Source organism: Streptomyces fradiae ATCC 10745 = DSM 40063 (assembly GCF_008704425.1).
Taxonomy (GTDB): Bacteria; Actinomycetota; Actinomycetes; order Streptomycetales; family Streptomycetaceae; genus Streptomyces; species Streptomyces fradiae.
In genome coordinates this window covers 2,944,249-2,964,550 of sequence record NZ_CP023696.1, presented here as the reverse complement: position 1 = coordinate 2,964,550, position 20,302 = coordinate 2,944,249, and the positions used below count along the sequence as shown (strand labels likewise).

19 protein-coding genes are annotated in these 20,302 nt (G+C 74.1%); 14 read left to right on the top strand and 5 right to left on the bottom strand.

The annotated features are described in order from the left end of the window. Positions 1-16: 16 nt before the first annotated feature. Positions 17-1,651: a PTS transporter subunit EIIC gene (locus tag CP974_RS13025; RefSeq protein ID WP_223844366.1), complete on the top strand. Its 1,635-nt coding sequence runs from the start codon at positions 17-19 to the stop codon at positions 1,649-1,651. Positions 1,652-1,911: 260 nt separating this feature from the next. Further along, positions 1,912-2,556 carry a flavin reductase family protein gene (locus CP974_RS13020; RefSeq protein ID WP_031131677.1) on the top strand — a complete coding sequence of 215 codons (645 nt, stop codon included), beginning with the start codon at positions 1,912-1,914 and terminating at the stop codon, positions 2,554-2,556. Positions 2,557-2,581: 25 nt separating this feature from the next. Here the strand turns inward: CP974_RS13020 and CP974_RS13015 are convergent, their stop codons facing one another. Next, positions 2,582-3,181 (bottom strand): hypothetical protein, encoded by a 600-nt coding sequence (locus tag CP974_RS13015; protein WP_140160812.1) that lies wholly within the window; start codon positions 3,179-3,181, stop codon positions 2,582-2,584. Between the two features lie 387 nt (positions 3,182-3,568). Here CP974_RS13015 and CP974_RS13010 point away from each other — a divergent pair, with 387 nt between their 5' ends. Continuing rightward, positions 3,569-4,789, top strand: coding sequence for an FG-GAP-like repeat-containing protein (locus CP974_RS13010; protein ID WP_031131680.1), 1,221 nt, complete (start codon positions 3,569-3,571; stop codon positions 4,787-4,789). A 78-nt stretch (positions 4,790-4,867) separates the two neighbouring features. On the opposite strand, the gene CP974_RS13005 is transcribed toward CP974_RS13010, so the two are convergent. Both CP974_RS13005 and CP974_RS13000 read right to left on the bottom strand, forming a co-directional pair. Further along, positions 4,868-5,098 carry a DUF397 domain-containing protein gene (locus tag CP974_RS13005; RefSeq protein ID WP_031131681.1) on the bottom strand — a complete coding sequence of 77 codons (231 nt, stop codon included), beginning with the start codon at positions 5,096-5,098 and terminating at the stop codon, positions 4,868-4,870. After that, complete coding sequence (locus CP974_RS13000) at positions 5,095-5,922, bottom strand: helix-turn-helix domain-containing protein (RefSeq protein WP_224354479.1); 828 nt, start codon at positions 5,920-5,922, stop codon at positions 5,095-5,097. Before CP974_RS13000 ends, CP974_RS13005 begins: the two co-directional genes overlap by 4 nt. A 92-nt stretch (positions 5,923-6,014) precedes the next feature. Here CP974_RS13000 and CP974_RS12995 point away from each other — a divergent pair, with 92 nt between their 5' ends. Both CP974_RS12995 and CP974_RS12990 read left to right on the top strand, forming a co-directional pair. Continuing rightward, positions 6,015-6,461 carry a hypothetical protein gene (locus CP974_RS12995; protein ID WP_051839413.1) on the top strand — a complete coding sequence of 149 codons (447 nt, stop codon included), beginning with the start codon at positions 6,015-6,017 and terminating at the stop codon, positions 6,459-6,461. 168 nt (positions 6,462-6,629) lie between these two features. Next, positions 6,630-7,880 (top strand): LLM class flavin-dependent oxidoreductase, encoded by a 1,251-nt coding sequence (locus CP974_RS12990; protein WP_031131686.1) that lies wholly within the window; start codon positions 6,630-6,632, stop codon positions 7,878-7,880. 111 nt (positions 7,881-7,991) lie between these two features. On the opposite strand, the gene CP974_RS12985 is transcribed toward CP974_RS12990, so the two are convergent. Beyond that, the gene (locus CP974_RS12985; RefSeq protein WP_031131687.1) at positions 7,992-10,250 is read right to left on the bottom strand and encodes an FG-GAP-like repeat-containing protein; all 2,259 of its coding nucleotides are present in this window, start codon (positions 10,248-10,250) and stop codon (positions 7,992-7,994) included. A gap of 249 nt (positions 10,251-10,499) precedes the next feature. On the opposite strand from CP974_RS12985, the gene CP974_RS12980 reads away from it, so the two are divergent. The 4 genes from CP974_RS12980 to CP974_RS12965 all read left to right on the top strand — a co-directional run bounded on the left by CP974_RS12980 (position 10,500) and on the right by CP974_RS12965 (position 13,967). Then, positions 10,500-11,180: an SMI1/KNR4 family protein gene (locus CP974_RS12980; RefSeq protein ID WP_223844364.1), complete on the top strand. Its 681-nt coding sequence runs from the start codon at positions 10,500-10,502 to the stop codon at positions 11,178-11,180. A gap of 252 nt (positions 11,181-11,432) precedes the next feature. Continuing rightward, positions 11,433-11,906: an NUDIX hydrolase gene (locus CP974_RS12975; RefSeq protein WP_031131691.1), complete on the top strand. Its 474-nt coding sequence runs from the start codon at positions 11,433-11,435 to the stop codon at positions 11,904-11,906. Between the two features lie 784 nt (positions 11,907-12,690). Beyond that, positions 12,691-13,317, top strand: coding sequence for a TlpA family protein disulfide reductase (locus CP974_RS12970; protein ID WP_031131692.1), 627 nt, complete (start codon positions 12,691-12,693; stop codon positions 13,315-13,317). A gap of 68 nt (positions 13,318-13,385) precedes the next feature. Next, complete coding sequence (locus CP974_RS12965) at positions 13,386-13,967, top strand: GNAT family N-acetyltransferase (protein WP_031131694.1); 582 nt, start codon at positions 13,386-13,388, stop codon at positions 13,965-13,967. 301 nt (positions 13,968-14,268) lie between these two features. Here the strand turns inward: CP974_RS12965 and CP974_RS12960 are convergent, their stop codons facing one another. Next, positions 14,269-15,264 (bottom strand): helix-turn-helix transcriptional regulator, encoded by a 996-nt coding sequence (locus CP974_RS12960; RefSeq protein ID WP_031131695.1) that lies wholly within the window; start codon positions 15,262-15,264, stop codon positions 14,269-14,271. A 392-nt stretch (positions 15,265-15,656) separates the two neighbouring features. Between CP974_RS12960 and CP974_RS12955 the strand changes: the two genes are divergently transcribed. The 5 genes from CP974_RS12955 to CP974_RS12935 all read left to right on the top strand — a co-directional run bounded on the left by CP974_RS12955 (position 15,657) and on the right by CP974_RS12935 (position 20,220). Continuing rightward, entirely contained in the window at positions 15,657-15,842 is a 186-nt protein-coding gene (locus CP974_RS12955; protein WP_031131697.1) for a hypothetical protein, read from the top strand. A 46-nt stretch (positions 15,843-15,888) separates the two neighbouring features. Next, entirely contained in the window at positions 15,889-16,824 is a 936-nt protein-coding gene (locus CP974_RS12950) for a LysR family transcriptional regulator (RefSeq protein WP_031131698.1), read from the top strand. A gap of 431 nt (positions 16,825-17,255) precedes the next feature. Then, positions 17,256-17,870, top strand: coding sequence for a cobalamin B12-binding domain-containing protein (locus tag CP974_RS12945; protein WP_078915598.1), 615 nt, complete (start codon positions 17,256-17,258; stop codon positions 17,868-17,870). After that, positions 17,867-19,240, top strand: a complete 1,374-nt coding sequence (locus CP974_RS12940; RefSeq protein WP_078915597.1) for a methylaspartate mutase — start codon at positions 17,867-17,869, stop codon at positions 19,238-19,240. Before CP974_RS12945 ends, CP974_RS12940 begins: the two co-directional genes overlap by 4 nt. Beyond that, a complete protein-coding gene (locus CP974_RS12935) occupies positions 19,237-20,220 on the top strand; it encodes a transporter substrate-binding domain-containing protein (RefSeq protein ID WP_031131704.1) in 984 nt (327 codons plus the stop codon). The genes CP974_RS12940 and CP974_RS12935 overlap by 4 nt, the downstream gene beginning before the upstream one ends. Positions 20,221-20,302: the final 82 nt, after the last annotated feature.

Below are 20,302 nucleotides of genomic sequence, written 5' to 3'. Positions count from 1 at the left end.
CGCACGCGAGGCCCCCATGACGACGACCGAAGACCCCCACTCGTCGGACCCCACCCCGGACGACCCGTCCGGCCCACAACGCCCCGCCCCGCCGGCCGGCTCCGCCCCACCCGGCGGCTCCGCCCCACCCGGCGGCTCCGCCCCACCCGGCGGCCCCACCCCACCCGGCGGCCCCACCCCGCCGGACGGCCTCCCTCCGCCGGCCGCCCCCGCCCCACCCACCGAAGCCGCCACCCCCGCCACCCCCCACCAGGCGACGGCCACCACCCCCCACCAGGCGACGGCCGCCGCCCTCCTCCCGCTCGTGGGCGGCGCGGCGAACGTCGGGGCGGTCGCGCACTGCATGACCCGCCTGCGCCTCACCCTCCACGACCGGGCCCTCGTGCGGGACGCCGAGGTGCGCGCGCACCCGGCGGTGCTGGGCGTGGTGGAGGAGGGGGCGGCGTACCAGATCGTGCTGGGCCCCGGCACGGTCGCCCGGGTCACCCCGGAGTTCCAGGCGCTGCTCGCACGGTCGGCGGCGGCGCCCCCGCAGACCCCGCCCGGCACACAGGCGGCCCCCGCCACCGACCCGCCCCACGAGGCCCGCCCGGTGCGCCGCGCCCTGCGCCGCGTCGCGAACGTCTTCGTGCCGCTCATCCCCGCGCTCATCGGCTGCGGCGTCATCGCCGGTCTGAACGGCCTGCTCGTCAACCTCGGCGCGCTGCCCTCCCTCACGCCCGCCCTGACCGTCATCGCGTCCGGGTTCATGGCGCTCATCGCGGTGTTCGTCGGCTACAACACGGCGCAGGAGTTCGGCGGGACGCCCGTCCTGGGCGGGGCGGTCGCGGCGATCGTGGTGTACGCGGGGGTGGCCGAGGTCGAGGTGTTCGGGCAGCCCCTGGCGCCCGGCCAGGGCGGGGTGCTGGGCGCGCTGGCGGCGGCGTTCCTGGCGACGCGCGTCGAGAAGTGGTGCCGCCACCGGGTGCCCGAGGCGCTGGACGTGCTGGTCACCCCCACCCTGACGGTCCTCGTCGCGGGGCTGGTGACCGTGTACGGGCTGATGTACGCGGCCGGGAAGGTCGCGGCGGCCATCGGCACGGCCACCGACGGGCTCCTCGCGCAGGGTGGGGCGGCGGCCGGTTTCGTGCTGGGCGGGCTGTTCCTGCCGCTCGTCATGCTGGGCCTGCACCAGGCGCTGATCCCGCTGCACGCCACGCTGATCGAGCAGCAGGGGTACACGGCCCTGCTGCCGGTCCTCGCGATGGCGGGCGCCGGCCAGGTGGGCGCGGCGCTCGCCGTGTACGTGCGGCTGCGGCGCGCCGAGGGCCTGCGCCGCACGATCCGCTCGGCGCTCCCGGCGGGCCTGCTGGGCGTCGGCGAACCGCTCATCTACGGCGTGACGCTGCCGCTGGGCCGCCCGTTCGCGACGGCGTGCGTGGGCGGGGCGGTCGGCGGGGGAGTGATCGGCCTGTTCGGGATGTGGGGCGACACGGTCGGGTCGACGGCGATCGGCCCCTCGGGCTGGGCGCTGTTCCCGCTGCTGTCCGGTCCGGGCGGCGCCCTGGCCACGGTCGGGGCCTACGCGGCGGGGCTGCTGGCCGGGTACGCGGCGGGCTTCGTGACGACGTACTTCTTCGGCCTGCGGGGCGTGACGGCACCCGCCCCGTGAGCCGGGCGCGCGAGCCCGCCCGGCGGGGAGCCGCCCCCAGGGGCGCGCGCGACGAGACACCCCTGAAGGCCCTACGGGCCCTTACGGGCGCCTTGCCCCCTTACGGCCCTTACGGGCCCCCGCCCCCTACGGGCCCCCGCCCCCTACGGGCCCCGGCCCCCTACGGGCCCCGGCCCCCCTACGGGCCCCCAGCCCCCTACAGGTCCCGCCCCCGGACGCTTCGACGGCCGCCGAAGTGTCCGGCTCCTAGGGTCGGGGACATGAACGGCACCACCACCGAGGCCCCCGCCCGTCCGCACCGCACCATCACGCCCAGCGTCCTGTACTTCGGCACCCCGGTCGTACTGCTCACCACCGAGAACCCGGACGGCACGCCCAACCTGGCGGCGTTCTCGTCCGCGTGGGCGCTCGGCCAGACGGTGGTGCTCGGCCTGGGCCGGGACAGCCGCACCGCGCACAACCTGGCCGACCGCCACGGCCTCGTCGTCAACCTGCCGTCGCCGGACCTGTGGCCGGCCGTGGAGCGCCTGGCCCCGCTGACCGGCGCCGACCCGGTACCGCCGGAGAAGCGGCCCGTCTACCGGTACGAGCCGGACAAGTTCGCCGCCGCCGGACTGACCCCGCAGGCGTCGGTACGGGTCCGGCCGCCGCGCGTCGCGCAGTGCCCGCTCCAGCTGGAGGCCCGCGTACGGCAGCGCACCCGCAGCGCGGACGGCTCGTTCTGGACGGTGGAGGCGGAGGTCGTGCACGTCCACGCCGACCCGGCCGTCACCGTCCCGGACACGCAGTACGTCGACCCGGCCCGGTGGAGCCCGCTCGTCTACAACTTCCGCCACTACCACGGCCTCGGCCCGGAGCTGGGCCACGGCTTCCGCTCCGAGACGGCCCCCCTCCGCACCCGCTGACCGGCGGTGCCGGAGCCCGTCCCGGTCAGGACGGGTCCGCTCCGGGCGTGCGCGGCGCGTGGTGGGCGGCCGTCTCGGCGCAGCGGTCCGACAGCCCGGCCGGCAGACCCGCCGACCGGAGGCCCTCGCGCATCCCCTGCGACACCAGCGCGATCACCGCCTCGTCGCCGAAGGGCTCCACGCCCGGACCCGGCTCCCCCACGGGCGTGGCGCCGAGCACCTGGAGCCCCGGTTCCGGCCCACCCGGCGCCGTGTCGCGCGGCGCCCCCGCGTGCCCGGGAGGCCCCGCCACCACGTCGTGGAACGCCGCACCGGCGAGTTCCCGGCACCGCGCCGCCGACTCCCCCCACGCGTGTCCGCGCCTGCGCGTCAGATGCACCTGGCGCAGGAACTCCTCGGCGAGCCTGTAGGCGATGTCGGCCTCGGCGAACCCGGACGGGTAGTCGAGCCGCGCCAGCGCCGCGCACAGCCGCTCGACGTCGTCCTCGCGCGGTTCCCACCGCTCGGGGTCGAGACCCTCGGGCTCGTCGTCCCGGCGCTGGACGACGGAGATGCCCGGCGGCTCCCCCGCGGGCGCAGGCGCCTGGCCCGCCTGGAGCCCCGTGAACGGGGCGACGGCCGACATCACGAACACCCCGAGCCTCTGCCACCACGGCGCCTTGTGTTCGGGTGGTTCAGGTGGTCCGGGCGGTATGCCCCTCGCACGTTCCATGGCGCTCCCCGGGTTTCTCCCGCTTCCCGGCTTCTCCCGCGCCCCGCGCCGGGCCCGCCCCGCGCCGGGCCCGCCCCGCGCCGGGCCCGCCCCGCGTCCGAGCGGCGTGGGCGCCGCATCCCGCGCCGGTACGGTGGCGCTCTCTCCATGGTGCGAGGCGGCGCACGGGGGCGCGACCGCCCGGCGCCGACGTCGCCCCGCACCCCGGGGTGACCCGGCGGTGGCGTGATCCGGGTGGCGGGATATCGTCGCCTCCCTCGGCGCGTCGATCTTCCCGCGCCGCCCCAGGGGAGGGAACACATGCGCGTACCACTGCTGCGGCGCCTGGCCACGCTGGCCACGGCACTGGGGCTCACCTCGCTCGGTCTCCTCGGCGCCACCGCGGCGCCCGCGCAGGCGGCGATCAGCGACTGCCCGTCGGGCTACTTCTGCGCCTGGAAGACCGACAACGGCACCGGCACCATGTACAAGACCAACGCGGACCAGGCGACGCTGGGCGCCTGGGACAACACGTTCCGCTCGGTCGTGAACCGCACCGGCAAGTACGCCTGCCTGTACGACGACCCGAACCACGGCACGTCCGGCATGGTCGGCGTGTGGGACCCGGACCCGGCCGGCACCGAGTGGGTCCACGACCAGGGCAACGTCAGCTCGCTGAAGTTCGTCGCCACCTCACGCGAGTGCGTTTCCCCGGCCTACCCGGCCTGGTACGCGTCGCCCGCCCCCGAGGCGCAGGGCTTCGCCGACATGAACGGCGACGCACAGGCCGACGTCCTCGTCCGGGACAAGGCCGGGCGCCTGTGGTTCCTGCGCGGCGACGGCAGCGGGCAGCTGATCGGCAACAGCGGCTGGAACGTCTTCAACGGCCTGGTCCGCCACGGCGACCTCAGCGGTGACGGCCGCGAGGACGTGATCGCCCGCGAGGCGTCCACCGGCAGGCTGTGGCTGTACACCGGCACGGGCAGCGGCACCCTGAGCGGCCGCACGCTGATCGGCAACAGCGGCTGGAACGCCATGAGCCGGCTGGTCGGCTACGGCGACCTGACCGGCGACGGCCGTACGGACCTGCTGGCCGTCGAGAAGTCCACCGGCCGGCTGTGGCTGTACCCGGGCACGTCCACGGGCGCCCTGGGCGCGCGCAAGCTGATCGGCAACGGCGGCTGGAACGCCATGAACGCCCTCGTCGGCGCGGGCGACATGAACGGCGACGGCCGCCCCGACCTGATCGCCCGCGAAGCCTCCACCGGCAAGCTGTGGCTGTACCCGGGCGGCACCGGAGCCCTCGGCGCCCGCGTCCTGGTCGGCTCCGGCGGCTGGAACGTCATGGAGCACATCCTCGGCCTGGGCGACATCAACGGCGACGGCAACGCCGACCTGGCCACCTCCACGACCAGCGCCTTCGCGAACGACACGTGCCGCGGAGTCGGCTGCCACCTCGTCTACCACGGCAGGGGCACCGGCTCCCTCCAGCCGGGCGAGGTCGTCGCGGTCGACTGGCACCACCTGAACGGCATCTTCTGACACACCCGGCACGACAGCACGGAAGGGCCTTTGCGACGGACTGATCGCGGAGGCCCTTCCGCCGTCTCGGGTACGCGCTCAGCCCACGGCGCGCACGAAGGCGCTCCACGCCTCGGGTGCCACGGCGAGACCGGGACGGGCGGTGTCCTTGGAGTCCCGGACCCGCACGGCATGCGCACAGGCGGCGACCTCCACGCACTCGCCGCCCTGATCGCTGCTGTAGGAGGACTTGGTGAAGGCGACCTCGACGCACTCGCCGCCCTGGCCGCTGCTGTAGCTGCTCTTGAACCAGTTCAGGTCATCGGTCATAGCTCTCGTGCCACCTGTTCGATCAGTCGTACGGAGTCTTCGGGGGACATGGACTGCGCTCGCATAGTGCCATGGCGTGTGAACAGGTCGCCGAGCAGCGGCTGTTCGCTGAGAAAGTAGCGACCGCCCTGGCCTTCCACGTAGACGAGCTGCCGTCGGCGCCCGGCCGTCTCCAGCAGAATGAACGGCCCGCTCAGTCCCGCGTGCGTCGTCCGATCCTCCGGCATCACCTGGATCTCGACGTTGGGCAGCCGGGCGATGTCGAGCAGGTGCAGCAGGCAGTCCTTGAGCACCTCACGGCCGCCGATGGGCCGGGTCAGCGTGATCTTCTCCAGGATGTAGGTGACGTGCGGCCGGGGGTCCCGGTGGTACACCTTCTGCCGGTCGATACGGGCGGCGACTCCTGTCTCGATCTCGTCCTCGTCCAACGCGGGCACATCACACCTGAAGACCGCCTCGGCGTAATGGGGACTCTGCAGCAAGCCGGGGATCACATGATTGGCGTACATGTGGATTCCCGCCGCCTGCGCCTCCTCCACCAGATAGTCCTCGAACCACGCGGCCACCCCGCTCGGGGTGATCTCCTGCGCGACCTCCAGGAGTGCACCCTGTGCACCCAGCACCTCGTCCGCGACCCGCACGAAGTGGTCCTTCGGCCTGCGCTCGCCCTTCTCGATCATCGCCACCTGGGACTTGGAGTACGAGGTGTGCTTGCCCAGCACCTCCATCGTGATCCCGGCCCGCTCGCGATGGAACCTGAGCAGCCGCCCGAACACCTTCGCCGCGCCGGTCGATCCGCTGCTCGGTTTCTTGCCGTTGTTCACCACGTCCACCTTCCGAACTCCCCTGGTCACAGCCCCGCACGGACCTCGTGTGGCGCTGGTCACAGTGGTAGCGCAGCCAGCAAGCTGGCCGCATGGACTTCTCCGAACCGCTTGACAGCCCGCCCTCCTGGGTACCCGCCTCCGGCCATGCGCTCCGGCACGCCGGGGTGCACTTCGACGCCGTGCGGATCGCCGGACTGCTCGCGGAGGACGTGGCGTACCGGCTGATGACGTACACGGACTTCCAGGCCGGGCCGATCGTGCGGGAGCTGTCGGGGCGTAGGTACCTGTACTTCCTGCTCCCGCCCGGTACGGCCGGGGCGTACCGCTGGCCGCCCGGTGAGGCGCGCACGCTGACGCGCCGGAGCGGACGGGCGGCGTACGTGGGCGTCCCGGCGTTCGAGGGGCTGACGTGGCCGCTGGACTGGCGGTCGCGGCCGACGCGCGCCATGCCGTTCGTGGAGCCGGGGTTGCTGCACCCGCACGTCACGGAGGCGTGCGCGGAGCACGCCGAGGCGGCGGCCACGCAGGGTGGTTGAAGGCCGAAGTTCCGTCGGCTCCCGGCCAAAGCGGGGCCGACCGGGCATGGGCGCGGGGGCGGGCGGGCAGCCCGTGACCGTCGCCGGGGCCGGTGTTGCCCCCGGTGGCCCGTGTGACGGCTGAGCGATCCGTTCCCCCAACCCCCCACCCTTTCGAGGAGCCGTACCATGCGTTTCGGACTGCTGTACCAGCTCCAGTTGCCCCGGCCGTGGGAGCGCGACAGCGAGGAGCGCCTCCTCCGGGAGGCGCTGGAGCAGATCGAACTGGCCGACCGGCTCGGCTACGACCACGTGTGGGCGACGGAGCACCACTTCCTGGAGGAGTACTCCCACTCCTCGGCGCCCGAGGTGTTCCTGGCCGCCGCCGCCGCCCGGACGAAGCGCATCCGGCTCTCCCACGGCATCGTCACGCTCTCCCCGTCGGTGAACCACCCGGCGCGTGTCGCGGAGCGGATCGCGACACTGGACCTGATCTCCGGCGGGCGCGTCGACTTCGGTACGGGGCAGGGCAGTTCGCAGATGGAGCTGGACGGCTTCGGGGTGGACCGGGCCGCCAAGCGGGACCAGTGGCGGGAGGCGCTGGGGGTGGTGACGCGGATGCTGGCGGAGGAGCCGTTCACCGGGCACAAGGGCCGCTGGATCGACGTGCCGCCGCGCAACGTCGTACCCAAGCCGAGGCAGCGCCCGCACCCGCCGCTGTGGGTGGGCTGCACGGCGCGGCCCACCATCGAGGCCGCCGCGCGGGCGGGGCTCGGCGCGCTGGCGCTGTCGTTCGCGGCGCCCGAGGAGGCCAAGGAGTGGGCCGACCTGTACTACGAGGTGATCGCCTCGGACGCGTGCGTACCGGCCGGGCTCGCGGTGAACCCGAACTTCGCGGTGGCGCTGCCGTTCATGTGCCACCGGGACGAGGAGACGGCGCTCGACCGGGGGCTGGACGGGGCGCAGTTCTGGTCGTACGCGCTCATGTACTACTACTTCCTCGGCAGGCACCGCCCCGGCGGCAGCGACATGTGGCGCTCGTTCCAGGAGGCACGCGCCCGGCACGGCCTGACCCGCGACCCCTCGGGCGCACCGCCCGCCCCGGGCAGCCCCGAGGCGCGGCTGGCGGAGATGGCGTCGCTCCGGCAGGGCATCGGCACCCCGGAGCAACTGGCCGACCTGGTGCGCCGGTACGAGGCCGCCGGGGTCGACCAGGTCATCTTCGCGGCGCAGCTCGGGAGGAACCGGCACGAGCACATCTGCGCGTCGCTGCGGCTCTTCGCCCAGGAGGTGATGCCCGAGTTCGCGGCCCGCCGCCCGGCCCGCGACGCGGCCAAGCGGGACCGCCTCGCCGCCCCGGTCCGCCGCGCCCTGGCCCGCAGGGAGCACGCCCCGACCGACATCGGCGACTACGCGGTGGGGCCGGAACTGGGGGCTTGAGGCCGCATGGGTGCCGGTCTCGTGAGCCGGCGCCGCAGGCGCGGTGGAACGGCCGCGGCCCGGAGCCGTCCCGTTGGGGGGGCTCCGGGCCGGGGTGGAAGGGCGGGGGTGTTACGCGATGGTGTCGAAGGCGGTGCCCTCGCCCGTGTACAGGGTGGTCGTCAGGCGGCTGAACGGGGCCGTCGCCGAGCCGGTGGAGCGGTAGACGTGCGTGCCGTTCGGGCCGTACGCGACCAGGTCGGGGCGGCCGTCGGCGTCGACGTCGCCCGCGCCGACGAGGTGGGTGAAGGCGTTCCAGCCGGAGCCGACCCGTACGCGGGCCAGGAAGTTGCCGGCGCCGTTGCCCTGGTAGAGCCAGAGGACCCCGGCGGCGTCGCGGGCCACGAGGTCGCCCGCCGCGCCGCCCGCGATGTCGCCGACGGCGGTGATCTCGCGGTAGACCTGCCAGCCGCCGCCGAGCCGGACGCGGGCCGCGAAGGGCGCGGTCGCGCTGCCCGTGCCCCGGTACAGCCACAGGTCGCCGGCGGTGTCGGTGGCGAGGAGGTTGGCGCGGCCGTCGCCGGTGAGGTCGCTGCCGCCGGTGAGCGTGGCGTAGATCTGCCAGCCCTTGCCGATCTGCGTACGGGCGGTGAAGGTGCCCGCGCCCGTGCCCTGGTAGAGCCACAGGACACCGGAGGTGTCGCGGGCCACCAGGTCGCCCACGGGGCCGCCCGCGAGGTCCCCGGCGGCCTCGATCCGGTCGTAGATCTGCCAGCCGCGTCCGATGCTCGCCCGCTGCGCGGTCTCGATCCCGCCCTCGGACGGCCAGTCCAGGAGGTCGTCCCGCCACAGCACGCCGGAGGCGTCCCGCGCGAGGACGTCCGTCGAACCGTTGTCGTTGTAGTCGTGCGGGTTGGCCTCGCGGGTGACCCGGAAGCCGCCCGAGGCGGTCGCCGGGGCGCCGGAGCCGTCCGCGCGGGTGGCGGTGACCTGCCAGGTGTAGGCGCCGTTCGGGGCGCTGGCACCGTCGAGGAGGCCGTCCCACGTGAAGGCGAAGCGGGTGCCGGAGGCCGGCTGCGCCAGGCGCTCCGTGCGCGCCCTGCCGGTGGCCGTGTGGGTCAGTGTGACGTCGACGGTGGCGTCCGCGCGGGTCAGGGTCCACTCCATCGGGGCGAGGGCGCCCGGCCGCTCCAGGTCCACCGTGGCGGGGACCTGCGAGCCGGTCACCGCGAGGGCCTTCACCCGGCCCGTGTCGGCGACGAGCGTGGCGGCCGGGCGGCCGTCGTCGCCCACCCACACGCGGAACAGGCCGTCCGCGTCGGCGGTGGCGCCGCGCACCAGCAGCCCTCCGTCGGGGGCGTGGGCGACGCTGGAGTGGTGCTCCAGCAGCCGGTACGGCTCGGCGGTCGCGTCGGTGACGCTCCGGGCGTACAGCGGGGCGGGCGTCTGCCCGTCCGCCGTGCCGGGGACGCCGTAGAGCAGGGTGTCGCCGAGGATCCCGGCGACGCGGGCGTCGGCCTGCCCGGCGTCCAGGGGGAAGTCCCGGTGGACGCGGTCCCCGTCCACGACGATCCGGGGGCCCGCGGAGGGGTACTCGACCCGCGCCGTGTAGTCGGCGGTGAGCGCGCCCGTGGAGGTCGCGCGCCACGGCCCGATGCTCTCCACGCCGGTGCGGTCCACCACCTCGTCGCTGCCGACGGTCATGGTCGCCTGCCAGAAGTGGGTGCGGAAGCCCGCGCCGGAGAAGACCCGGTTGGTGCCCAGGAGCAGCGCCCGGGAACCGGTGGAGGCGACGACCTTGTAGTCCATGCCGTACGCGCCGGAGCTGAGCTTCGTCTTGCGGGCGGCGCCGTCCACCTCGGTCAGGTGCCACAGCTCGTGGTAGTCGGCGGTGGTCGGGACCTTGACGTACAGGTTCCGGCCGATCACCCCGACGAGCTTCGCACCCGCCGTGAACTCGGCGGCCAGGTCGAAGGAGGCCGACCAGTCCGCACCGGGCGCCATGTCCCGCAGGTGGACGACGCTGCCGCCGTCGCCGGTCACGACCGTGTCGGAGCCGCTGTCGTGGCCCACGGTGCCCGAGCCGAGGGGTGTCACCGACCCGTCTGCGGTCCGGCGCCACTCCAGGACCGTGGCGCCGGTGTCGTCCTTCCGGGACGTGAGGTGGCCGGTCTCGCCGGCACTGACGACCTCGGCGCCGACCGGCAGGAGGGCTGCGTCGCTGCTGGTGGTGCTGGTGGTGCTCATCGGAACGAGGGCGGGGGCGCCCGTGGCGGCGGCGGGGGAGGCCGTGGCCCCCGGTGAGGCGAGGACACCGGCGCCGACCGTCACGGCGAGGACGAGCGCGACGGAGGCGGCGAGCCGGCGTCGGGGGGAACGTGCGGAAGCCAAGGAGGTCCCTTCCGGAGATGGCCGAGCGGCACGCCCATGGCGCGTACCGCTCGCTCAGACATTCGATGAAGGGTGAAGGTTGTACGGCCGCCGATGGCCCTTTCCGGCCGCTCGTGGGTGGGGTGGCATTGCACGGCGCGGGCGTCGGTCGGCCAACCAGCCGAGGGCGACGAGGGCCAAGTCGACGCGTGCGGGACTACCTTGAGTACCCGGACCGCCTCGACCACCCCGATGCCACCGAGGACTCTCGTGACCGACCTCGCCGCGCTCGTGCGGCTCTGCCCCCCGCCCCCGCCCGGTCGGCCCACGACCATCCGGTGGGACGCCGTCGAGGCGGACTTGGGCAAGCGGCTGCCCTGCGACTACAAGCGGCTCGCCGAGCGTTACGGGCCGGGAAGGTTCAGCGACTTCCTGAGCGTCTTCCACCCGCACGGTGTGACCGAGTTCGTCGGTCTCACGGGCCCCGTACCAGGGCGGATGCGCGCTCACCTGCGCAAGGACTACGACCAGGGCACGCATCCGGTGCCTTGCGACCCGGATCATCTCTTCGCTGTGGGATCGACCGACAACGGCGAGTGCATCTTCTGGATCACCGCGCCGGATGCCGATCCGGACGCCTGGCGCGTCGCCGTCAACGAAGCGCGCGGCCCCCGCTGGTACACCCACGACGGGTCACTGACCGGCTTTCTCGTCGCCGTGCTCAGCGGACTCACCCGCGTGCCCCAGTTCCCGGCGGATCTCCTCGACTCTCCAGCGATGTTCGAGCCCTTGACCCCGAGTGCGTGGAAGACCGAGTCCGTCGTCCCGCAGGGGCCGATCGACGCTGCGGCGGTCCGGGCATGGGCCCGCGCGAACGGAATCGACGTACCCGCGCGCGGGCGGATTCCGCGTGCGGTCCTCGACGCACGGCTGCAAGCGAACCGAGCCTGACACCGTCGCCACCATGGAGCACTGGCGGAACCACCTCCCATCGAAGGGCCCCGCCACATGCACCCTCACCGGCCGGCACCCGTCCGGGCGGGCTCAGTCGCCCTGGAGCCGCAGCCTGCCCGTAAGCACTTCTTCAGGCTCCACTGCACGGAACAGAAGTAGCGCCAGGGCGTGGGAAGTCGTTCTGGCTCCACTCCGCGTAGCGGTGCGCGGACTCTGGACCGTGGATAGGGTCCAATGGGAGGTGCGGGGATGAGTTTCCGGTTGGCGGCGTACGCCGTGTGCATCGAGGACGGGCGGGTGCTGCTCGCCCGTCACGTCACACCGGAGGGCGGGAGTAACTGGACTCTTCCGGGCGGAAGGGTCGAGCACGGGGAGGATCCGTTCGATGCAGTGATCCGGGAGGTCGCCGAGGAGACCGGCTGCAAGGCTGTGGTCGAACGCTTGCTGGGAGTGGACTCAAGAGTGATCCCCGCGGCGGAACGCAACGTCCCCGGCGACCGCGAGCATCAGAATGTCGGCATCTTCTACCAGGTTTGCATTACCGGCGGCCAGCTCCGGCCCGAGCCGAACGGCGAGACCGCCGAGTCAGTCTGGACTCCGATCCCCGACGTCGTCGAGCTGCGACGGTCATCGCTGGTCGACATCGGCCTCGCCCTGGCGCAGACCCTTCCGGCGACCGGCCACGTCCCTCCCGTCCCGGTCGGTGGCCTGATCCAGCACTGAGGCATCACCGACACGCCTGGCCTGCTTGCTCCGGCTGCGACGTGCCCAATTCGGAGTGAATAGTGAATGCACTACTCCGTCCGCCCGACGACGGCAGGGTGTGTGCGTCGATCACGGTCTTGTCGGCGGCCGTGTGTGTTGATCGCGGTCTGTCGGGAGGCCGGGGTGGGTTTGTCGCGGGCTGAGTTGTTCGCCGCGATCCGGAGGGACAGACGTCTCGATCTGGAGAGGCTGACCGAGGCTCCGAAACTACCGCGCCGACCCCCGGTCCCGGCCAGCGGAACCACTCGTTCGAAGTCGGGCCGAATCACCTTGCTGCAGGCTCGTGGATCACACCAATCCACGCCCCCTCCAGCCGGTGAGTGGAGCCAAAGGAAGTCCGTGCACCGGAGCCGAAACGAGTGCTTACAGACACGGCTTGCCCTGCGACGCAGTCAGGTGAGCCTCACACCCTTCGCGTCGCCGTCACCCCGGTAGGTACCCGCGAGTTGTCCGGAAGTCATGCCGACCGCCTGCTTCCCCATACAGCCCTCGACGGCGGTAGAAGCCGATGTACAGCTCGGCAGGCAGGTCAGCAGAGCCAGCATGGCCGCGGCCGCCGGCAGAGCTACTCGGGCCATCGACTCACTTCCCCTTCGCTGAAACGCGCTCGGACCGTACAGTCCTCGACACACGGTCGAAAAGACGGCCTCCTCGCGGTTGCTTCAAGCATGCGGAGCGGAGGGGCGGCTCGCGGCGCGGGCCCGCCGCGCCGTGGGTTGCCGGGCGGTGGAAGGCTGTCGCCATGACTGCCGACAGCGTGACCGCCCTTGTCCGGCGGCGGCCGGCGCGGCGCCTTCGGGCGCGCGTCCTGGTGCCTGCCGCCTGCCTCCTCCTCATACCGGGCTGCACCACGGGGTCTCCCGGCCGGGGAACCCCGCCGACCGCCGGGTTCACGGCCGGTGACGACGGTGTCGACCGGGTCGAGAAGGCCCGCCGAGTGGCGGCGCCCCGGCTCACCGGGGAGAGCCTTCAGGGCGAGAGGATCGATCTGGGCGACTACCGGGGCAAGGTCGTCGCGCTCAACGTGTGGGGGTCGTGGTGCGACCCCTGCCGGGCGGAGGCGCCCCATTTCGCCAAGGCCGCGAAAGAACTCAAAGGTGAGGGCGTGGAGTTCGTGGGGATCAACACCCGCAACCGCGACAAGACCCAGCCGGTGAAGTTCGAGGAGGACTACGGGGTCACGTACCCCAGCATCTACGACCCCTACGGGGAGCTGCTGCTGCGGTTCCCGAAGGGCAGCCTGAACCCGCAGATCATCCCGTCCACCCTCGTGATCGACCGGGACGGTCGCATCGCGGCGCGGGCCATGAAGGCGCTGAACGAGGAGCAGCTGCGGGACATGCTCGAGCCGGTGCTGCGGGAGCGGTAGGCCTCGCGGGGGTCGGTGTCCCGGTTAATCGGTGGAGGCCGGGCGGCGGGGGTGGTGACGATGGGAGCGTGACTGTCGAGGACGAGCCCTTTCTGCGCACCGACCGGCTGGAGCTGCGGCGCTTCACCGTGTGGGACGAGCCGCTGGTCGTCGGGCTGGACGCCGACCCCGAGGTGATGCGGTACCTCACCGGTGGGCGGCCGACGCCGCCGGAGGAGGTGCGGGAGCGGGTGCTGCCCCGGCTCATGCGGCCCTACGCGTGCCTCGGCGGGCTGCCGGGGTTCTGGGCCGCGCGGGAGGGCGGCGTGTTCCTCGGGTGGTTCGAGCTGCGGCCGGTCCGCGAGGACAGCGCGGACACCCTGGAGCTGGGGTACCGGCTGCGGCGCGCGGCCTGGGGCGCCGGATACGCCACGGAGGGGGCGCGGGCGCTCGTCGAGCGGGCCTTCACGGTGCTGGGCGCCGAGCGGGTCACCGCCGAGACCATGGCGGTCAACACCGGGTCCCGGCGCGTCATGGAGAAGAGCGGGCTCGGGTACGTACGGACGTACTTCGGGGAGTGGCCCGAGCGGATCGAGGGCTCCGAGCACGGGGAGGTCGCGTACGCGCTGACCCGCGCCGAGTGGGAGCGGCGCCGCGGCGGAGCGGGGTAGCGGACCGCCGCGTGGGCGGGAGCGGGCGGGGGCGGGTGCGCGCGGCACCGGAGGGGGCCGCGGCTGGGCCTTCGGGGCGGGAGCGCGCGGGGTGGCCGCTTCGGGCCTGGGTTTGGGCCCGGGGGAGGGCCCGCACGGGGCGAGGCTCCGCGTACCGGGAGGGCGCGTGCCGGGAAGGCCCCGCGTGCCGGGAGGGTGGAGCGCGCCGGGGGGCAGGCACCGGGAGGGGGTGTGCCGGGAGCCCGCGTGCCGGGGGCCCGCGCCGGGGGCCCGCGCCGGGGGCCCGGGTGCGCGGCGGCGCTCAGCGGTCGCGGGGGAGCCAGCCGTTCTGGACCGCCCTGACGCCCGCCTCGAAGCGGCTGCGGGCGCCCAGGCGCTCCATGAGCTGCGTCGCGATGCGCCGGGCCGTGCGGTGCGAGACGCCCAGGCGCTTGGCGATGGCCTCGTCGGTGTGGCCCTCCGCGAGGAGCCGCAGCGCCGTCGCCTCCTGGCCGCTCAGGCCGTTCACGTCCCGCCGGCGCACCGTGCCCAGCGGGGCGGCCATCTCCCAGATGCTGTCGAACAGGGCGCACAGCGCCGTCAGGGTGCCCCGGCCCGTCAGGATCACCGCGCCCGCGCTGGTGTCCTCGCTGTCCACGGGCAGCAGCGCCAGTTCCCGGTCGGCGATCAGCATGCGCGTCGGCAGCGCCGCCACCGTGCGTACCTCGGCGCCCAGTTCGGTGAGGAAGTCCGCGTGGGCGACCGTGGCCGCGCTGTTGCGCATCGAGTCCAGGTACACCGTCCGCATCCGCACCCCGCGCCGCAGCAGCTGCTCGTTCAGCGGGCGCGACGAGCGCAGGGCGTCCTCCGTCTGCGCCCCGTCCGGCGCGAAGGACAGCACCTCGTGGCGGATGTCCCGCTGGAGCGACGCCAGCCGCTCCCGCACGGCGTCGAGGCCCACGAGCTGCTCGACGCCCGGATTGGCGGCGTCGGCCTCCTGTCCCGCGTACTCGGAGATCAGCTTCGCGGCGGCGGCGCGGGACATCTCGATCCGGTGCTGGTGCGCGGCCAGCTCTGCCGACTGGCGGGCGAGCAGGGACTCCAGGCCCAGGTCGGGGCTGACGGCCCGCAGCCGGCCGGGGTGCTCGTACGAGTCCTGCACCAGGCCCAGACGGGCCAGCCGCTCCTGCGCGGTACGCACGGACTCGACCCGGATGCCCAGCCGGCTCCCCAATCGCTCCTCGTCGTCGCCCGGGCATCTCAGCATCAGGCGGTAGACCGACTCGGCGGTTCCGTCCAGTCCGAGCGTTTCGAGCAATCTAGCTCTCCCCCTTGAGCCGCGAATATGCCTGGAGCATCCGCGCGATGATAGGGCCGGTTCCACTTCGGCAACAAGGCTCTATTGCCCTTCCGTCCACGTCAGAGCCCATGCGGGTGCCCCGAACGGGCCGGAACGCGGTGCTCCGGGCGTGGACACCTTGGGTCAAGGACGGATCTGGCCACCGGATACCGCTTCACCGGCACCGCGCGACCGGCAAAGCTTGATCCCGTCGACGGCACCGGAACCGTCGGCGGCCTTCCGGAAGTACGTCTGGCGCATCGCTCTTTCCGTGCGTCGGCACACCGCGCGTCTTCGCGCCTTTCACAGGCGAGTTTCGGACGCGTAAACCGTGCCTGTTTCAGTCCGCCTTTCAACTTAAGGAATCAGCCATGTTCCCGCTCGGTCTCGTCGTTCGTGCCGCCGCCGCCACCGCCGTCCTCGGCTTCGCCGCCCTCGCCGGCTCCGCCGCCGTGGCGAGCGTCGACGCGTCGTCCGCCCTGGTCGCCTCCGCGTCGACCTCGCCGGCCCCCACGTCGACCGACAGCGGCGAGGACGACTGGACCTGGCAGCGGTGACCTCGTGGCCGCCACCCGCCCCCGTGACCGAACCCTGGGAGTCCCCGTGGACATTCGGCAACTGACCACCTTCCACAAAGTCGCGACCCTGCTGAGCTTCACCCGGGCCGCGACGGAGCTCCGGTACGCGCAGTCGAGCGTGACCGCCCAGATCAAGAGCCTGGAGTCGTCCCTCGGGACCGAGCTGTTCGAGCGGCTCGGCGCCCGGATCCAGCTCACCCCCGCCGGGCAGCGGCTCCTCCCGTACGCCGAGCAGATGCTCGCCCTCGCCGGTGAGGCGCGCGGCATCGCGGCGGGCGGCGGCGAGCCGTCCGGGATGCTCACCGTCGGCACCATGGAGAGCATCACCTCCTACCGCATGCCGCCGGTCCTGGAGTTCTTCCACCACCGCTACCCGCAGCTCCAGCTCGTGCTGCGGCCCAGCCTCTGCGCGGAGACCCTGTACGCGCTGCGCCAGGGCATCTTCGACATGGGCTTCCTCATGGAGGCCGAGACGAAGCACCCCGGCGTCGACAGCGAGGTGCTGGGCGCCGAGCCGCTCGTCGTCGTGGCCGCTCCCGGCCACCCCCTGGCCCGCGAGGAGAAGGTCACCCTGGACCAGCTCCGCGAGGTGCAGGTGCTGGCCCCGGAGGCCGGCTGCGCCTACCGGGAGCTGTTCGAGGCCGAGCTGAACGACGGCACCGGCGAGCCCGTGCCGTTCCTGGAGTTCGGCAACATCGAGTCCATCAAGCGCGGCCTCGCCGCCGGGCTCGGCGTGGCCCTGCTGCCCACGATGACCGTCGCCGACGACCTGGCGGCCGGCTCGTTCGCGGCGCTCGCCTGGGAGCCGCCGTTCGAGGTGTACACCCAGCTCGCCTGGCGCCGGGGCCGCCGGCAGACCCGCGAGATGCGGCTGTTCGTCGAGCGGACCATGGAGTGCATGGCGAGCGAGTACGAGCGGGTCGCCGACCGCGCCGCCCCCCTCGGCGGCGGGACGGACTGACCTGCCGCGCGGGCGCCACGGCCGGCCCGCCGCGCCGCCCCCCGGCAGCCCCCGCGCCACCGGCACCCCCCGCGCCCCCTCGGCGGGGTGGCGCCCCGCGCGGCGGCCCGGCCCCGCGCCCCTCACCGCCGGCACTCCCCGTACCGCCACCACCGGCACCACCGGCACCTCGGCGTACCGCGCCGGGCCCCGGGCACCACAGCGCCGACACGCACCGTCGTGCACCGACACGACGCGCGCCGACGCACCGACGCGCACCGCCGCGCGTCGTCGGGCGCCCCGGGCGCGGGCCGCGCATCCGCCACCCCGTACCGCCGGGCATCGAAGCGGGCGATAAGCGCCATCGGGAATGCCCTGGGGTCCGTCCTGGACCCCCCAGCACCCGAGCGGACAGCATTTCATCCGTCACTCCCCCCATTGCGGAGAAGGTCATGACGAATATCGTGCGCCCGGCCAGAAAATTCATCGTGTCGAGCGTTTCCTCCGACGCCCACATGTGGAACCTGGTCTTCCTTCAACTGCTCCTGGAGGAACACGGCGGAGAGGTCCGGAATCTCGGCGCCTGCGTCCCCGACCAGGTCATCATCGACGAATGCCGGAAGGCCAGGCCGGACGTCCTCGTGCTCAGCACCGTCAACGGGCACGGCCACATCGACGGCCTCCGGCTCATCAAGAAGATTCGCAGCGAACCCGATCTGAAGGACCTGCGCGTCGTCATCGGCGGCAAGCTCGGCGTGCGCGGCGCGGAGAACGTGCAATTCATCGAGGGCCTCGCCGAGGGAGGCTTCGACGGCGTCTTCGAGTCCGAGGGCGGGCTGCGCAACTTCCAGGAGTTCCTCGGCCTCTCCGGGCGCCCCGCGCCCCGCGCCCTGCCGCGCCCCCGGCCCCCGGTCCGCGTGCCGGGCACCGAGGCGCCCGCCGCCCGCGAGGCCGGTGAGGACCGTGAGGCCATGGGGGTCCGTGTGGCCCGCGAGGCCCGCGAGGCCTACGAGGCGCACAAGGCACGCGAGGCCCATGAGGACCGGATGGCGGAGGCCCTGGCATGAGCCTCCTGACCCCGGCGACCGGCACCGCCACGGCCCCCGCCGTGCCCCCGGCCCCGACGTCCGGCTCCGGCGCCCCCGCCCCCGCCGTGCGCCCCGGCACCGGCAACCGCTTCTCCGCCTTCGTGCACCGCACCAGCCAGGCGGGCGGGCTCGTCGTCCAGCCCCGCATGGGCTTCGCCGAGATCCCCGTCATGCGCGACGGCCTCCTCGGCGTGCGCGCCGCCCGCGCCGCCTCCGTCGGCACCGTCACCCTCGACAGCTACACCCGCGTCAACGACCACGACTCCGCCCGCGAGGCCCTGCGCACCGGCGCCGACCTCAACGGCTTCCCGCTCGTCGCCCACGGCGCCGAGGCGACGACCGCCATGCTCGACGGGGTCGCCGGACCGGACTTCCCCGTCCAGGTGCGGCACGGCTCCGCCCTCCCGTACCCCCTGTTCGAGGCCATGGTCGAGGCCGACATCGACGCCACCGAGGGCGGCCCCGTCTCGTACTGCCTGCCCTACAGCCGCGTCCCGCTGACCGAGGCCGTCGACGCGTGGTCGCGCTGCTGCGAGCTGCTCGCCGCGCAGGAGCGGCAGATGCACCTGGAGAGCTTCGGCGGGTGCATGCTCGGCCAGCTCTGCCCGCCCGGCCTGCTCGTGGCGCTCAGCGTCCTGGAAGCCCTCTTCTTCGCCGAGCACGGGCTGCGCAGCATCTCCCTCAGCTACGCCCAGCAGACCCACGCCGGCCAGGACCTGGAGGCCCTCGCCGCGCTGCGCCGCCTGGCCGGGGAACGCCTCTCCGGCCTGGACTGGCACGTCGTCCTCTACACCTACATGGGCGTCTACCCGCGCACCCCCGTCGGCTCGTTCCGCATCCTGGAGGACAGCGCCCGGCTCGCCGTCCGCAGCGGCACCGAGCGGCTCATCGTCAAGACGCCCGCCGAGGCCCACCGCATCCCCACGGTCCAGGAGAACGTCGACGCGCTGGAGTTCGCCGCGTACGTCGCCGACGACGAGGCCCGCCACGGCCGGCCGCACCAGGCCACCGAGACCGGCGTCTACGAGGAGGCCCGGATGCTCGTGGACTCCACCCTCGACCTGGCGCCGACCGTCGGCGCGGCCCTGGTCGCCGCGTTCGCCCGCGGCCACCTCGACGTGCCGTACTGCCTGCACCTCGACAACGCCAACCGCGCCCGCGCCTTCGTCGACCCGCGCGGCCTGCTCCGCTGGGGCGACCCGGGCGCCATGCCCGTCACCGCCGACCCGGCCGCCGCCCGCCGCCCGCTGTCCGCGCAGGGCCTCATCGACATGCTCGGCTACAACGAGCGCCGCTTCGACCGCGAGCAACTGACCCGCGTCCACCACCCGCAGGGGAGCCTGACATGAGCGACGCCCTCACCCTGAACCGCCCGGCCACCGCCGCCGGCCGCACCCTGGACGGCGTCCGGGCCCGCGGCGCCGTCCGCGCGGTCGTCAGCCGGGGCATCCGCGGGCTGTCCCTGCGCGGCGCCGACGGCCGCTGGACCGGCCTCGACACGGACGTGGCGCGGGCGGTCGCCGCCGCCGCGCTCGGCGACCCGGAGGCCGTCGAGTGGCTGCCCGCCGACCCCGCCGGGCGGCTGGACCCGCTGCGCTCCGGCGACGCGGACCTGACCGTGTGCAACCTGACCTGGACGCTCGGCCGCGAGGCCGCGTGGCCGGTCCTCTTCGCCGGGGTGACCTGCTACGACGGCGAGGGCTTCCTGGTGCGCCGGGACAGCGGCGTCCACGGCCCCGCGGACCTGGCCGGCAGGCGCCTCGCCGTGCAGGCCGGCACCACCAGCGCCGCCAACCTCGCCGCCTGGTACGGCCCGCGCGGCCTGTCGGTGGAGCCCGTCGCGTACCCGACGCCCGCCGAGACCCTGGCCGCGTACGCGAGCGGCGACTGCGCCGCGTACGTACTGGACCGCACCGCCCTCGCCGGGGAGCGCGCCGCGCTGCCCGACCCGGAGGCGCACGTCATCCTGGACGACGCCATCTCGCGCGAGCCGATGGCCGCCGCCGTCCGCGACGACGACCCCGACTGGTACCGGCTGTGCCGCTGGGTGCTGCAACTCCTCGTCGCCGCCGAGCACCACGCCGACGAGGCGGAGCGGGGTCCCGGCGGGCGGGCCGCCGGGATCGCCGAGGCCGCCCGGCTGGCGGGCCGGCACGGCCCCGCGCTGGGGCTCGACGAGGACTGGGCGGCCCGCGCGCTCGGGGCGGGCGGCACGTACGGCGACCTCTACGAGCGGAACCTCGGCGCCGCCTCCGGGCTGGGCGTGCCGCGCGGGCTCAACGAGCTGTGGACCAGGGGCGGCCTGCACTACGCCGTCCCCCTGGCCTGACCCGCCCGCCCCGCGGGCCCCGCCCGGCCCCGCGCCCCGGTATCCCCGTCACCTCCCGTCACCCCCGTCACCCCCGCCCACC

Excerpts from the sequence above, each read along its gene's own strand:
- CP974_RS13025 (WP_223844366.1), top strand. The coding sequence starts at position 17 with ATGACGACGACCGAAGACCCCCACTCGTCGGACCCCACCCCGGACGAC.
- CP974_RS13020 (WP_031131677.1), top strand. The coding sequence starts at position 1,912 with ATGAACGGCACCACCACCGAGGCCCCCGCCCGTCCGCACCGCACCATC.
- CP974_RS13015 (WP_140160812.1), bottom strand. The coding sequence starts at position 3,181 with ATGTCGGCCGTCGCCCCGTTCACGGGGCTCCAGGCGGGCCAGGCGCCT.
- CP974_RS13010 (WP_031131680.1), top strand. The coding sequence starts at position 3,569 with ATGCGCGTACCACTGCTGCGGCGCCTGGCCACGCTGGCCACGGCACTG.
- CP974_RS13005 (WP_031131681.1), bottom strand. The coding sequence starts at position 5,098 with ATGACCGATGACCTGAACTGGTTCAAGAGCAGCTACAGCAGCGGCCAG.
- CP974_RS12995 (WP_051839413.1), top strand. The coding sequence starts at position 6,015 with ATGGACTTCTCCGAACCGCTTGACAGCCCGCCCTCCTGGGTACCCGCC.
- CP974_RS12990 (WP_031131686.1), top strand. The coding sequence starts at position 6,630 with ATGCGTTTCGGACTGCTGTACCAGCTCCAGTTGCCCCGGCCGTGGGAG.
- CP974_RS12975 (WP_031131691.1), top strand. The coding sequence starts at position 11,433 with ATGAGTTTCCGGTTGGCGGCGTACGCCGTGTGCATCGAGGACGGGCGG.
- CP974_RS12970 (WP_031131692.1), top strand. The coding sequence starts at position 12,691 with ATGACTGCCGACAGCGTGACCGCCCTTGTCCGGCGGCGGCCGGCGCGG.
- CP974_RS12955 (WP_031131697.1), top strand. The coding sequence starts at position 15,657 with ATGTTCCCGCTCGGTCTCGTCGTTCGTGCCGCCGCCGCCACCGCCGTC.
- CP974_RS12945 (WP_078915598.1), top strand. The coding sequence starts at position 17,256 with ATGACGAATATCGTGCGCCCGGCCAGAAAATTCATCGTGTCGAGCGTT.
- CP974_RS12940 (WP_078915597.1), top strand. The coding sequence starts at position 17,867 with ATGAGCCTCCTGACCCCGGCGACCGGCACCGCCACGGCCCCCGCCGTG.
- CP974_RS12935 (WP_031131704.1), top strand. The coding sequence starts at position 19,237 with ATGAGCGACGCCCTCACCCTGAACCGCCCGGCCACCGCCGCCGGCCGC.